The sequence below is a fragment of the Paenibacillus sp. sptzw28 genome, from assembly GCF_019550795.1.
Taxonomy (GTDB): Bacteria; Bacillota; Bacilli; order Paenibacillales; family Paenibacillaceae; genus Paenibacillus_Z.
On record NZ_CP080545.1, the window covers coordinates 2,775,515 to 2,788,658 of the forward strand.

12 protein-coding genes and 1 pseudogene are annotated in these 13,144 nt (G+C 50.9%); 10 read left to right on the forward strand and 3 right to left on the reverse strand.

The window, feature by feature from the left end; all coding sequences use genetic code 11:
* The first annotated feature begins 47 nt into the window (after nt 1-47).
* The 8 genes and pseudogenes from KZ483_RS12415 to KZ483_RS12450 all read left to right on the forward strand — a co-directional run bounded on the left by KZ483_RS12415 (nt 48) and on the right by KZ483_RS12450 (nt 6,244).
* On the forward strand, nt 48-452 hold the full coding sequence (locus KZ483_RS12415; RefSeq protein WP_220352933.1) for a DUF350 domain-containing protein: 405 nt from the start codon (nt 48-50) through the stop codon (nt 450-452).
* A gap of 25 nt (nt 453-477) precedes the next feature.
* Entirely contained in the window at nt 478-984 is a 507-nt protein-coding gene (locus KZ483_RS12420) for a DUF4178 domain-containing protein (RefSeq protein WP_220352934.1), read from the forward strand.
* A gap of 11 nt (nt 985-995) precedes the next feature.
* The gene (locus tag KZ483_RS12425) at nt 996-1,739 is read left to right on the forward strand and encodes a DUF4247 domain-containing protein (protein WP_220352935.1); all 744 of its coding nucleotides are present in this window, start codon (nt 996-998) and stop codon (nt 1,737-1,739) included.
* A gap of 239 nt (nt 1,740-1,978) precedes the next feature.
* Entirely contained in the window at nt 1,979-2,308 is a 330-nt protein-coding gene (locus KZ483_RS12430; RefSeq protein WP_220352936.1) for a metal-sensitive transcriptional regulator, read from the forward strand.
* Nucleotides 2,309-2,321: 13 nt separating this feature from the next.
* Nucleotides 2,322-2,522, forward strand: a complete 201-nt coding sequence (locus tag KZ483_RS12435) for a cation transporter (protein WP_220352937.1) — start codon at nt 2,322-2,324, stop codon at nt 2,520-2,522.
* 116 nt (nt 2,523-2,638) lie between these two features.
* A pseudogene (locus KZ483_RS12440) lies at nt 2,639-4,835 on the forward strand (heavy metal translocating P-type ATPase); the annotation flags it as partial.
* Between the two features lie 32 nt (nt 4,836-4,867).
* Entirely contained in the window at nt 4,868-5,740 is an 873-nt protein-coding gene (locus KZ483_RS12445; RefSeq protein WP_220352940.1) for a hypothetical protein, read from the forward strand.
* Between the two features lie 78 nt (nt 5,741-5,818).
* Nucleotides 5,819-6,244, forward strand: coding sequence for a Fur family transcriptional regulator (locus tag KZ483_RS12450; protein ID WP_220352941.1), 426 nt, complete (start codon nt 5,819-5,821; stop codon nt 6,242-6,244).
* 106 nt (nt 6,245-6,350) lie between these two features.
* Here the strand turns inward: KZ483_RS12450 and KZ483_RS12455 are convergent, their stop codons facing one another.
* The 3 genes from KZ483_RS12455 to KZ483_RS12465 form a co-directional block, all read right to left on the reverse strand.
* The gene (locus tag KZ483_RS12455; RefSeq protein ID WP_258881670.1) at nt 6,351-7,328 is read right to left on the reverse strand and encodes an alpha/beta hydrolase; all 978 of its coding nucleotides are present in this window, start codon (nt 7,326-7,328) and stop codon (nt 6,351-6,353) included.
* A gap of 184 nt (nt 7,329-7,512) precedes the next feature.
* Nucleotides 7,513-8,520 carry a TIGR03943 family putative permease subunit gene (locus KZ483_RS12460; protein WP_220352942.1) on the reverse strand — a complete coding sequence of 336 codons (1,008 nt, stop codon included), beginning with the start codon at nt 8,518-8,520 and terminating at the stop codon, nt 7,513-7,515.
* A gap of 16 nt (nt 8,521-8,536) precedes the next feature.
* Nucleotides 8,537-9,586: a permease gene (locus KZ483_RS12465; protein WP_220352943.1), complete on the reverse strand. Its 1,050-nt coding sequence runs from the start codon at nt 9,584-9,586 to the stop codon at nt 8,537-8,539.
* Between the two features lie 234 nt (nt 9,587-9,820).
* Here KZ483_RS12465 and KZ483_RS12470 point away from each other — a divergent pair, with 234 nt between their 5' ends.
* A complete protein-coding gene (locus tag KZ483_RS12470) occupies nt 9,821-10,714 on the forward strand; it encodes a helix-turn-helix transcriptional regulator (protein WP_220352944.1) in 894 nt (297 codons plus the stop codon).
* Nucleotides 10,715-11,205: 491 nt separating this feature from the next.
* Complete coding sequence (gene glgB / locus KZ483_RS12475; RefSeq protein ID WP_220352945.1) at nt 11,206-13,122, forward strand: 1,4-alpha-glucan branching protein GlgB; 1,917 nt, start codon at nt 11,206-11,208, stop codon at nt 13,120-13,122.
* Nucleotides 13,123-13,144 lie beyond the last annotated feature (22 nt).

Consider the following 13,144-nt stretch of genomic DNA (forward strand, 5'->3'; position numbering starts at 1 on the left):
TTTTTCTTTGTAACGAAGCGCGGCAAATTGACGATGGAGGATGTCCGATGACATTTCAAGAAGTAGTAGCCATGTTGGTATGGACCGGTGCAGGTGCGGTGCTGTTAGTCGTGCTGATGACGGTCGATTCGCTCTTTACCCGCTACAAGGACATGGAGGAAATCAAGAAGGGCAATTTAGCGGTTACGACCCGGTTTGTGATGAAATTGCTCGCGCAGGCGTACATCTTGTCACAGTCGATAACAACTTCAAACCATCTGGGCGAGGCACTGATCGTTTCCGTCATTTCCTTTCTGATTCTGCTTGTACTTGAAAGGCTGCTGGGGCTTGTGCTGCGAACCGCGTTCGGACTTGATCTGGACAGAGGTACGAAGGAAGGCAAAATAGCGCACGCTCTGCTGGCCGGATCGCTTCATATCTCAGGCGCTCTGATTATCGGTTCGTGCTTGTAAACTATTCATAAAAGGAGCGGTGGCGATGAGCCTGTTTTCACGGATCAAAAACATATTGGCAAAGCCGGAACCGCCGATGCCGGAGAAGAGCATGATGACGATCGGACCTGGCGACGTTTGCGAAATATCGCTTGTGACCTACCAAGTGGTCGGACGGACGCAAAACCGTCAGCGCAGCTTGATAATGCTAACCCTTCAGGACGGCTCGGACATCCGCTATCTGACAATCGAGGAGCGCGAACGGACGGTTTATGCGATATACGGTCCCATCGACGGAAGACTCGACTCCGTAGAGGAAGTGCCGACGATTATTGAGCTTGACGAGCGTACGTATCACCTTGAAGAGCAGTATTCCGGATTCATTACCGCTGCCGGCAGGACCCCTTTCGTACAGGGCGGAGAGCAGTATGTATGGCAGTATCAATCCGATGACATGAAGCTGCTTCGCGTCGAATGGCAGGACGGCAGATTTATGCTGTATGAAGGCGAAGATGTGCTTCCGGCCGACGTTCGCGTCCTCCGCGGAAGCTAGGAGGAATCGGTATGAAGCAGAAGCTGTCATTCTTCATAAAAAATTTACTCGTCGTCAGCTTGATTGTTCCGCTCCTTGCAGCATGCGGCATATCAAGCACGATTGAAGATAAGTACCCGCTGGAATCGGTCAGCGGCAGCGGCTCGCAAACTTCCTATGTTTACCGCGCTGCCGGGCAAACCGTACCGGAAGTGGCGAAGGCGCTCGCCGCTGAGTCGAAGCCGCAGCAGGAATCGGCTGAGAAAAGCGACCACATGTTTCTTGTTTATTCGGACAAAATCATACACCTGCAGCAGGATGAGAAAAAACCGGAGGACACGCTTGTAGAGGTTGACTCCAAGGACTATGTGCGGAACAACTACAGCTCAAGCTTCCTTCAAGGCTACCTGCTGGCGAGCTTGCTCGGTGATTTATTCGACGGCGGCCGCTACGGCGGCGGATCTTATCGAGGCTATGCTGACAGGGATACGTACAAGCCGAAGACCGGAACCTACCATGTGCCTACTGTGAATGAGAAGAAGGCGATTCCGCCGATGACGGTGGAGCGCAAGGGATCGATTTTTACAAGAGCGAAGGATGCGGTTTCGGGTAAGGTCGGAAGCGACGGCAATGTATTCAACAAAGCTCCTCCGAAATCCGGCAAAATAACGCGGGATGACGGCAGCGGCAGCAGCTCGGGCAGCTGGCTGACCCCGCGCAAATCATCAAAGCCCAAGACGCGGGTTGGTTTCGGCCGCATATCGAGGCGAAGATAATGGGATTAATGTATAGCGGGGAATATAGTAGACAGCCGTGAGCCTTATCGCTCCCGCTGTCTTTTTTTATTAATGTCAATCATAATACTTCCAGCCTTTGGCGCGGCTGCCGGGCTTAGATAGGATGGGAAAGGTGGTTTGGTTAAGAATATGGATATGGCCGCTTAATGAGGATGTGATATTTTTGATTGACATACCCATGGGGGGTATTGTATATTTGAATCAAGAGGTGAACAAACATGGATAAGCCGACAGAGCTTCTTCATACGGAGTGCAGCCCCGGAGAAGGCGGAAGAAAGAGTCATCACCCGGATAAAATGAAGTCGGATTTAATCACCCGGCTTAACCGGATCGAGGGCCAGATACGGGGAGTGAAGGGACTGATCGAGAAAGACACTTACTGCGACGACGTCCTCAACCAGATCGCGGCGATTCAATCGGCGCTCAACGGCGTCGGAAAGCTGCTGCTTGAAGGCCATATGAAGAGCTGCGTCATAGAACGTATACAGGCCGGAGAAAAAGAAGTCATTGATGAGCTGTTGATTACCGTGAAAAAATTGATGAAATAGGAGGAATTTATTTATGGAACATGTACAGTTGAAGGTGGAAGGCATGTCTTGCGGACATTGCGCAAACTCTATTGAAAGCGCCGTTAAGACACTGGGAGCTACCGCCAAAGTCGATCTTGGAAGCAAATCCGTTTCCATTGATTACGATGCCGGTAAAATTTCGCTGGACGCAATTAAAGAGGCAATAGAGGAACAAGGTTACGATGTCGTATAACACAGTCCGGAGCCGCTCGGATGGGAGGCTCCATTCTTTTACGAATAAATATACCCTACTGGGGTACCATATATGAATTAGTGTTTATGGAGATGAGACAAGATGCAAACCGACGGAAATCAACAAACAACCCTGCAAATAACGGGAATGACGTGCGCGGCTTGCGCCAATCGGATTGAAAAAGGGTTGAATAAACTGGAAGGCGTCCATCACGCGTCAGTGAACTTCGCGCTTGAAACGGCGAGTGTTGAATTCTCGTCATCGGGCGTTGATGTTGCCGGTATGATACACAAGGTCGAACAGCTCGGGTATAAGGCGAAGCTGAAGGAGGAAATTGATGATTCCGGCGCACGCAGAGAGGAAATACTGCGTAATCAGAAGCGCAAGCTGCTTGCTTCATCGCTGCTCTCCCTTCCGCTCCTGTGGGCGATGGTCGGACATTTCTCCTTCACCGCATGGATTCCGGTGCCGGAGCTGTTTATGAATCCCTGGTTTCAGCTTATTCTGGCCACTCCCGTCCAGTTTATCATCGGATGGCCATTTTATACAGGCGCATATAAAGCCTTGCGCAATGGGAGCGCGAATATGGATGTGCTCGTAGCGCTTGGGACCTCCGCCGCTTACTTCTACAGCCTATATATGACGATTCGGTCCACCGGCAGCCATCATCAGATTGAGCTCTATTACGAAACAAGCTCAATCCTGATCACGCTGATTCTGCTTGGCAAGCTCTTCGAATTGCTGGCCAAAGGCCGTACCTCCGAAGCGATTAAATCGCTGATGGGATTACAAGCCAAGACCGCGCGAATAATGCGGGAGGGGCTGGAAGTGAGCGTCCCGGTTGAAGAAGTTGTTGCCGGAGACATATTCATCGTCAAGCCGGGCGAGAAAATCCCCGTTGACGGCGAAGTGATGGAAGGTTTATCTGCTGTTGACGAATCGATGCTTACCGGTGAGAGTGTCCCGGTAGAGAAGCATGCGGGCCTCGCGGTTATCGGAGCTACGATTAACAAAAACGGGGTGCTGAAGGCCAGAGCCACCAAAGTGGGCAAAGAGACTGCTTTAGCCCAGATCATTAAAGTTGTTGAAGAAGCGCAGGGCTCCAAAGCGCCGATCCAACGGGTTGCCGACGTTATTTCCGGTATATTCGTCCCGATCGTCGTCGTCATTGCTGCAGCAGCCTTGTTAATCTGGTATTTCGTGGCCGAACCAGGCAATTTCCCCGGAGCGCTTGAGAAGGCTATTGCGATTCTTGTTATTGCTTGCCCCTGCGCGTTGGGGCTAGCCACTCCGACATCAATTATGGCAGGCTCCGGGCGGGCAGCCGAGCTCGGTATTCTGTTCAAGGGCGGCGAGCATCTGGAAGCGGTGCACCGGATTAACACCATTCTGCTTGATAAGACAGGTACGGTCACGAAGGGAAAGCCGGAGCTTACGGATATCCAAGTCGAAGCATCGTGGAACCGCGAACAGCTGCTCAGCTGGATCGGATCGGCCGAGCGTAATTCAGAGCATCCGCTTGCGGAAGCGATTGTTCAGGGAATTGAAGCTCAAGGAATCGCGCTCCAGCAACCCGGCTCGTTCCAAGCTATCCCGGGCTTCGGAATTCAAGCGTCGGTTGAAGGCAATGAACTGTTGATCGGCACGCGCAAGCTGATGGGCCAACACGATATTTCGCTCGGGCATGCCCTCGAAGAAATGGTCAGACTGGAAGAGCAGGGGAAGACCGCGATGCTGGTAGCGGTGAACGGGCGGTATGCGGCGACGATAGCAGTGGCGGATACGATAAAGGATACGTCCCGGAAGGCTGTGTCCCGATTGCAGGAAATGGGGCTTCGCGTTATTATGATTACCGGCGATAACGAGCGGACCGCCAGAGCGATCGCCTCTGAAGCAGGGATAGAACATGTTCTCGCTGAAGTTCTTCCCGAGGGTAAAGCAGCCGAGGTGAAGAAGCTCCAAGCGGGCGGCAGTAAGGTGGCTATGGTTGGCGACGGCATCAATGATGCGCCTGCTCTGGCAACTGCGGATATCGGAATGGCCATCGGCACCGGAACGGATGTGGCGATGGAAGCGGCAGACGTAACCCTCATGCGCGGAGATTTGAACAGTATACCCGATGCGATTCTAATGAGTAAGAGAACAATGGTCAATATCAAACAAAATTTGTTTTGGGCGCTAGCATACAACGTTATCGGCATACCTGTGGCGGCAAGCGGATTTCTGGCGCCTTGGCTAGCCGGAGCAGCAATGGCGCTCAGCTCGGTATCCGTTGTGCTGAACGCTCTCCGTCTTCAGCGGGTCAAATTGTAAAAATTTGAAGGTGAAATTTGGAGGTCTCTAATATGAAACGATTTGCTTTGGTAATGCTGGCTGCAGCTTTAATTCTGATGACCGCATGCTCTACGTCGACTAACCATGAGACAAAACATGGGACAAATCATGGGACAAATCATGGGGAGGGCGGCAGTAAGACGGGAAATGCGGGTCATGAAGCCGGCGGGGAGCATGCGAACGCAGGGGCGGAAGTGCACACAGAAGCTGCATGGAAGCTTTCGGAAGAACAAGTCCAGCCGAATTCCGATACGACCATTGATGTCCAGATCAATGACGATAACGGTAAGCCGGTCGACAATTTCGACATTAGCCATGAGAAGCAGATGCATCTGATTGTGGTAAGCAAGGATTTATCGTTCTTCAACCACATACACCCGGAGTACAAAGGAAACGGCCGCTTTGAGGTCAAGACCCGGTTCCCGGCCGCAGGAGAGTATAAGCTGATTGCGGATTATGTTCCTACCGGAGGTTCGGCGACGAACAAAAGCACCTGGATTACCGTTAAAGGTACTGCGCCCGATATGAAACCGATCAAGCCGGATCAGGAATTGGTAAAAAGCGTAGACGGCGTGGAAGCGACGCTTGCATACGAGCATTTGGTGGCGGGAACGGATTTGAACCTGACCTTCCGTATGGTTGATTCGAAGTCGAAGAAGCCGGTTACGGATTTGGAGCCTTATCTCGGAGCGGTCGGACATGTGGTTATCATGAGCGCGGATGCGGGAGAATATCTCCACGTGCATCCGTCGGATGATAAGTCGAAAGGCCCGGATGCCAAGTTTATGACGAACTTCCCGCAAAGCGGCGTATACAAAGTGTGGGGCCAGTTCCAGCGCAACGGGAAGACGTTCATTGTCCCTTTTGTAATCGATGTCCCGTGATGATTCGCTTGCCCTTGACTTCTCGCGTTTCGTTCGGCAATATATAATGACATAAAGAAGAAGAGGGGAGGGGAAACGATGGCGGATACCCACATCGTGCAGGAAATGCTCGAAGTCATGTCCCGGAACGGTTGGCGAATCACCGACCAGCGTCGAACCCTTGCGCAAATATTTGCTGATGCAGACGGATTCTTGTCGCCCAAAGATGTTTATGACCAAATGAGGGACAAATATCCAGGGGTCAGCTTCGATACCGTATATCGCAATTTGCGCATGCTCAGTCATATGGGAGCGCTTGAACAGTTTTATTTTATGGAGGGCGGCTTGAAGTTCAAGGGAGGCTGCACCCACCACCACCATCATCACTTGATCTGCGTAAACTGCGAGAAGACTGAGACGTTTGATTATTGTCCGATGAATGGAACCCTCAATTTGCCGGGGAATTATAAAATCATGAATCACCGTTTTGAGATTTACGGAGTTTGCGAGGATTGCCAGAAATAAAACATCTGTACAAGGAATAAGACATCTTCATTCCAGTTGAAAAGCCTCTCCGCTCGTTTACACGGACGACGAGGCTTTTTCTATGTGTCGTCCACTATTCGCTCGTCTATTGAACCGATAGAAGGAGTATCTCTTTCACCACTGTATCAGGCCGGTAGTGATGTAGATAGTGGGACGTTCCCGGTTCGATGATCTGTTTGCCCGAGTTGGACCACGACGGCAGCTGCGCCTCATATTCCTTCCAAGCCTTGTCGTTACTCAGATGGCCGAAATAATCGGCAGTCAACACCGTTATCGGGACCGGGAGCGGCTTGCCGCCGGCCAGAATCGTTTCGGCATTGTCACGGCTCAACCGCATTTCGTCAATCATATTACGGTTCCCCGTCTTCATCAAAGTCGATACGCGGTCCAGTTCTTTTAGATCCTCAGGAAGCAGCCGCAATCCGTTTCTTTGATCTGCGATCCCTTCGGCAAATCCATTGAAGTGATAGAGCACCCTCACTACACCTGACTTTACCAGAAACCCCTGAATAAGTGGGATCAACGTAAGGGGCTTTCGCGACGCGTAATACTCCGGGCTGCCGCCTTCCACCAGCACGATCCCCTTCACTTCATCCGGATATTTCTGCGCATATCGGATGGTTTCCAGCGATCCCAGGGAATGTCCGACGAAAACATATGGCGGCTTTTGCCCGGATACAGTAAGAAGTTCGTGGATTTCCGCCACGATCGTATCGATGTCTCTCTTCGAAGACGTCGCATCGCTGAATCCGTAACCGAACCTGTCGTAGACGGCATATTTGACGGAGGATTCGAGCCCCTTGTATAACGGATAGAAATCAACGTAGGGATTGGCCGTCCCCCATCCTGATGATAATACCACGGTAGTATCCCCTCTACCGCCTGTATACAGATGCATGTTTCGGCCATTTACCTCATACAGCTTGCCGACCGGGACGAAGGTTTTCTCATCCTGCCGGGAGCCCGCCCACTCATAAATGAATCCCGCGGTCAACATAACGCTCAATGATACGAGCAAGTAAACCATAATTTTAATAAGGATTTTTCGCCGCAGCTTCATCATAGCGATCCGATCAGACCTCCGATCCTCATACGAGTGCCTTACGATCGTTATGTTACACTAAGAAGCTGGAGGGAAAACCAGCCAGAAGACGGAGATTTGCCCAGACCCCGGCCTAGTTCCGGCGTGTAAAACCAAAAAAATCCCGCGCACCGAAATGACGGAGGCGGGCTGTAGTCCAAGGCTACTATCCGAAATCGTAGTCAGGATACACGTAAGGGTCATCGGCCGGCTTAATCTTCTCGATTTTATCGGCTTTGAGCAGAATAATCTCCTGACCGTTGTATGTGGTTTTGCTTACCGTTCCGGTCATATTGAGCCAGCTATCCTTATCATAATGGTTCGCTTCGGGGAAATCGACCATCACCCCGTAAGGAAGCGCATCGGCCGTACAGCACTGAACCGCGAAGCGGCCAAGAATAAACTGATTTTCTTTCAACGTATCATCCCGGTAGACGAAACCTTTAATCGATAATTTTTTGCCTATGAAATTATCCAGATAAAGGTCGACAGCCGTCAACGTTTCCATGTAATTCTTTTCTTTCACCTCTACGACGGGCTGCTTGTATAGCTGTATGCCCAGTTTGGCGTAGGCTTCGGTAAACTCATCGCCGGGGAACAGTTTCTCAAGCTTGGCATCCCCGCTGCCAGGTGACTGCTGCTTTGCAGCGCTTTGGCCCGGACTGCCAGCATCCGGGGTTGATATCACTGCGGCGCCGGACGTATTCGTTGTGACGCTTGCGGACGCATAGGCGACTTCCGCGGAAGCAGACTGGCTTTCCTTCTGCTTAATGACGGATGAGGCACTAAGGTTAAATCCTTTATTGGCGGCCATGCTGCTGCCGATCGTCGTATCCGGTGTGAAGAATACCGCGGCCAGCGGAATGACGAAGAGTCCGTAAACAAGCAAATTCCGCCCGAGCGAATGCGGCGCGGGATCATGCTCGCAACTGCAGCCTTCCTCCGGCTCCTCTTCCTGCCGGTTCCACAGCCGAAACGCATGATAGATCTGGATCACCGCAACAAGATAGAGTCCGAGCGAAGCCAGTTTTACATATATCGTCATGCGCGGGGCGATATAAAGTGTCAGATTGTTCGTGAGCTGCAGATGAGCGATGTAGAAGGCAATGCTTCCCAGTATAAGCGCGCGAATGACATGATGAACGATTAATCGGCGTTCAGTCCGATCTTCCATAGGTAGCACCTCCTTATTATAAATTCGGCCACAGCTCTCCGACGGCCACCGAGCCTACGAATACCACCACTGTTACGAGCAGGATAAGCCGAAATACAAAGCGTGAACGAAAGGTGGACAACATCATAAGCGTGTTTTTGAAGTCGACCATCGGTCCGAACACCAGAAAAGCGAGCAGCGCCCCCTTGGGGAAAATACCGCTGAACGATGCGGCCACAAAGGCATCGGAGGTAGAGCATAATGATATAAGGTAGGCAAAACCCATCATCAGCAGATGAGATCCAAGGGCGCCGCCGCTCAACGAGACAAGCTGTTCGCGGCTAATGAATGTCTGGATTACAGCGGTGAGGAAAGCGCCAATCATCAAGTATTTGCCCATCTCAAAAAATTCGTCCGACGCGTGGGTGAACACGGCCAGCAGCCGGTTTCCCGGTTTATGATTATGCGAGTGATTGTGATCATGTTGGTGGTTGGAGTGATCATGCCGATTATGTTCAAGGTGATGTTTTAAAGGGTTCTTACGGACCGTATAATACAGGACTATTCCGATTATCAATGCAACGACAAACGCCAAGCCGATACGGAAATAGCCCATCTGATGGTCCGTCCGGAAAGCCATGAACGTCGCCGCAAAGGTCACCGGGTTAATAATGGGAGCCGCCAATATGTAAGTGATTCCGATGTAGACGGGCATGCCCTTGCTGATCAAACGGCGGACGATCGGAATCATGCCGCACTCGCAAACAGGCAGCAGTATGCCGAGCAGACAGGCGTAGACGACTCCAAGCACCGGGTTTCGCGGAATGAACCGCTGAAGCCGCTCTTCCGAAATGTATAAGTGAAGAACGGATGATATGATAACCCCCAGGAGAATGAACGGGAGCGCCTCCAGAAATATACTCACGAATATCGTCTTGAGACTTTGCAGCTGAGCGGCCGAAATGCCGGATAAGAAGTTAAAGGAGATTAAGGAGGCGAGATTGTGTCCCGTCATAACAAACACAATTAAAAATAATAACGCCAGTGTGATCAGATTAAGGCTCCAGCGATAAATCGAATTCGTCATATAACGATGGGTCCTCCCAGATGGTAAGCTTTACGATCAGTATAAAAGATTAGCGCCTCTAGGTAAAGCGAGACCCGGACCTGATAGATTCACTATATGATTTATTGCCGGCGGGACTTTATTTTTTATCGTTATACAGTAATTTTCTGTTTCTCAAGGGGGAATAGTTTGATAAAATAAACGGGCGTCAAATTTTAATTAACAGCTCAGTCATATCAACAGGGAGGGCTTCTTTTGTCGTCCGATCCGCTGCTTACTTTTTTATCGCCGCCGCTGCCTTATTTCATAGAATCCAACCGGAAAACATATTCGCCGGGCGGCAAGCATCCGAACCGCCGTAATATCGGTGTTTTTGATCTGCTCTTCGTTCACAGCGGTACGCTATATATTGGCGAGGAATCGCGTACTTGGGCGCTCGGTCCGGGGCAAATGGTCATTCTCCGCCCTGACCGCTGGCATTATCCCGTTAAACCCTGCACGGAGAATACCGTGCTCGACTGGGTGCATTTTCAGACATCGGGACCTTGGGAAGAGCTGGTCGAGAACAACAGCGGAACGCTTCGGGGCGATTATTATTCCTATGCGATCCGTCTCCCCAAGACAATGACGCTCGGGTTTCCCGAGGAAGCCATCTCCTTGTTCGGCAAGCTGCACGAAGCGGCGATGGGTACGTCTCACGCCGCATTCTGGCAGCGGCAGCAATGGTTTCTGCATTTGCTTCAGCTGTTCGATGAAGGCTGGAGGAGCGATGCCGCCAAAGCTCCGATCGCCGTAGCCGAAGAAGCCGCCGCATATTTGAAGCTGCATTTCCGGACTTCGGTGACGAACCGGAAGCTTGGCGAAGCGCTTGGGCTGCATCCCAATTACATCGCCCGCTGTATGAGCGAAGTGTTCGACTGCACGCCGCAGCAATATTTGCTCTCGTACCGGCTCGACCAGGCCAAGCTGATGCTGCTGAAGACTAATTGGCCGATTTCCCGCATCGCGAATGAAACGGGCTTTAAACAAACTCCTCATTTCTCGCGGTCGTTCTCCGACCATATCGGTATTACTCCACTGCTTTATCGCAAGCGGTACACAGGCACTTCAATCTCCAAGAACGTTTCCAGGCTGGATGCGGAGGAGTAAGAACCTTACAGGCTTATATATTCAAGTGAGAGGACCTCAGCGCGCAGCAGCGGCGCCGAGGTCCTTTCCATGTTCGGGCATGTTTGGGCCGGACTCCCTTATGCAGCGAGCGTTTGCGTATCTTTGAAACTGGGAACCAAATACAGAAGCGACTCTTGTATTTTGATTGCAATTCCCGGGTTTTGGTTAATGATGCCTGAGGAATCCATATTTGGTACGCGAACAAGCGCAGATTTGAAATGCTTTCATTTATAAATCCGGCACAATTGGCATTAATTTTTCAGCGTCCGGACGTATATAGTAGATTAAAGCTTGTATTTTTTGCCTTTCAGTTCCAGGGTAAAAAGCCCGGAAACAAACGAAATTTTCAGAAAATAGAGTGCCAACCAATTGACGAAAGGTGTATAATGAAGGAAATATCGCGCAATCGCAGCAATAATCTTGACAACGGCCTATCATAACCATCCTTATATGGGAGGTGCTTGCTACTTATGGTAAATGCTGCATTTGGCTTGTCCACGCGTGATTTATATTTATTTAATAAGGGTAAATTGTTTCATAGTTATAGGACGCTGGGCGCGCACCTTGTCAGCCTTGGCGATGAACAAGGCGTACGGTTTGCAGTATGGGCGCCCAACGCAGTCGGCGTGAGTATTGTTTCCTCCTTTAACGGCTGGCAGGGTGAAAGTCATGCGATGGAACGGATTGGCGACACGGGCGTATGGTGTTTGTTCGTTCCGGAAGTCGGACCGGGTGCGGTTTATAAATACGAGATTGAAACGCCGGACGGCGGCAGAGTGCTGAAATCCGACCCATACGCCTTTGCATCCGAACGCAGACCGGGCACGGCTTCGATAGTAGCCGAAATTAACGGCTATGACTGGCGGGACGGGGACTGGCAAAGACGCAAGCAGGCCGGCAGACCTTATAGTGAGCCGATGCTCATCTATGAAGTGCATCTTGGATCCTGGCGTAATAATGGAAAAGAAAATTTCTGGACGTATGAGGAAATGGCCGGACAATTGGTAGATTATGTCCTCGACATGGGCTACACCCATATCGAGCTGCTTCCGATTACCGAGCATCCTCTTGATCAATCTTGGGGGTATCAGGTGACGGGCTACTACTCGGCAACGAGCCGTTACGGATCTCCGCAGCAGCTTATGCATTTAATCGACAGGTGCCATCAAAGGGGAATCGGTGTTATTTTGGACTGGGTTCCGGGTCATTTCTGCAAGGATGATCATGGCTTGAGATTGTTTGACGGGACGCCAATCTATGAAGGCACCGATTGGAAACGTGCTGAGAAACCGCTTTGGGGGACGCTTGCCTTTGACTTTGGATGCACAGAGGTGCAGAGCTTCCTTATCTCGAACGCGATTTTCTGGATGGATGTTTATCATATCGACGGACTGCGTGTAGATGCAGTAGCCAGCATGATCGACCTTCACTTTGACAAACCTCCGGAACTGCGGACGCTTAATAAATTCGGCGGATCGGAGAATGTCGATGCTATCCGCTTTCTGAAGCGGCTTAACGAGACAGTGTTTCATTATTATCCCGACACCCTCATGATTGCAGAAGACTCCTCGGCATGGCCGGCTGTAACTTCACCGACCCATATGGGCGGCCTCGGCTTTAACTTTAAATGGAACATGGGTTGGATGAATGATATGCTCCGCTATATGGCGCTCGATCCTGATGATCGCAGGCACCACCACAATTTGATTACTTTTTCACTTGTATACGCCTTTTCCGAAAACTTCGTGCTTCCGCTTTCCCATGACGAGGTTGTACACGGCAAACGATCGCTCTTGAACAAAATGTCCGGTACCTACGAGCAAAAATTTGCCCAGCTTCGCTTATTCTACGGGTATTGGATCACGCATCCGGGAAAGAAGCTGCTCTTCATGGGAGGCGAGTGGGGGCAATTCGACGAATGGAAGGACGCGGAATCGCTGGATTGGATGCTGCTCGATTACCATTTGCACGGGCGTATGCACCATTATGTGCAAACGCTCAATGCAGCTTATGCCCGGCACACATCGTTGTGGGAACGGGACTGCGAGCCGGGGGGCTTCGAATGGATCGACGTGCATAATGCGGCGCAGAGCATTGTTGTTTTTATGCGAAGGGGCCATCATTCCGATCAGTTCGCGATCTCCGTGTGCAACTTCTCCCGCCATCAATATAACCAATTCATTATAGGCGTCCCCGAACCGGGTCAATACCGGCTCGTTTTAAATAGCGAATCGACAGCATTCGGAGGTACATGGGAACATATACCGGATGTGTTTCACAGCCGGGATGTTCCTTGGCACGGAAGGGAATCCAGCTTGGCACTTGATCTTCCGCCACTCAGCTTCCAATTGCTTACTTATTCGCAAGGGGTAACGCATTTATCGTAACGCGAGTTGTATTGAAACTGTA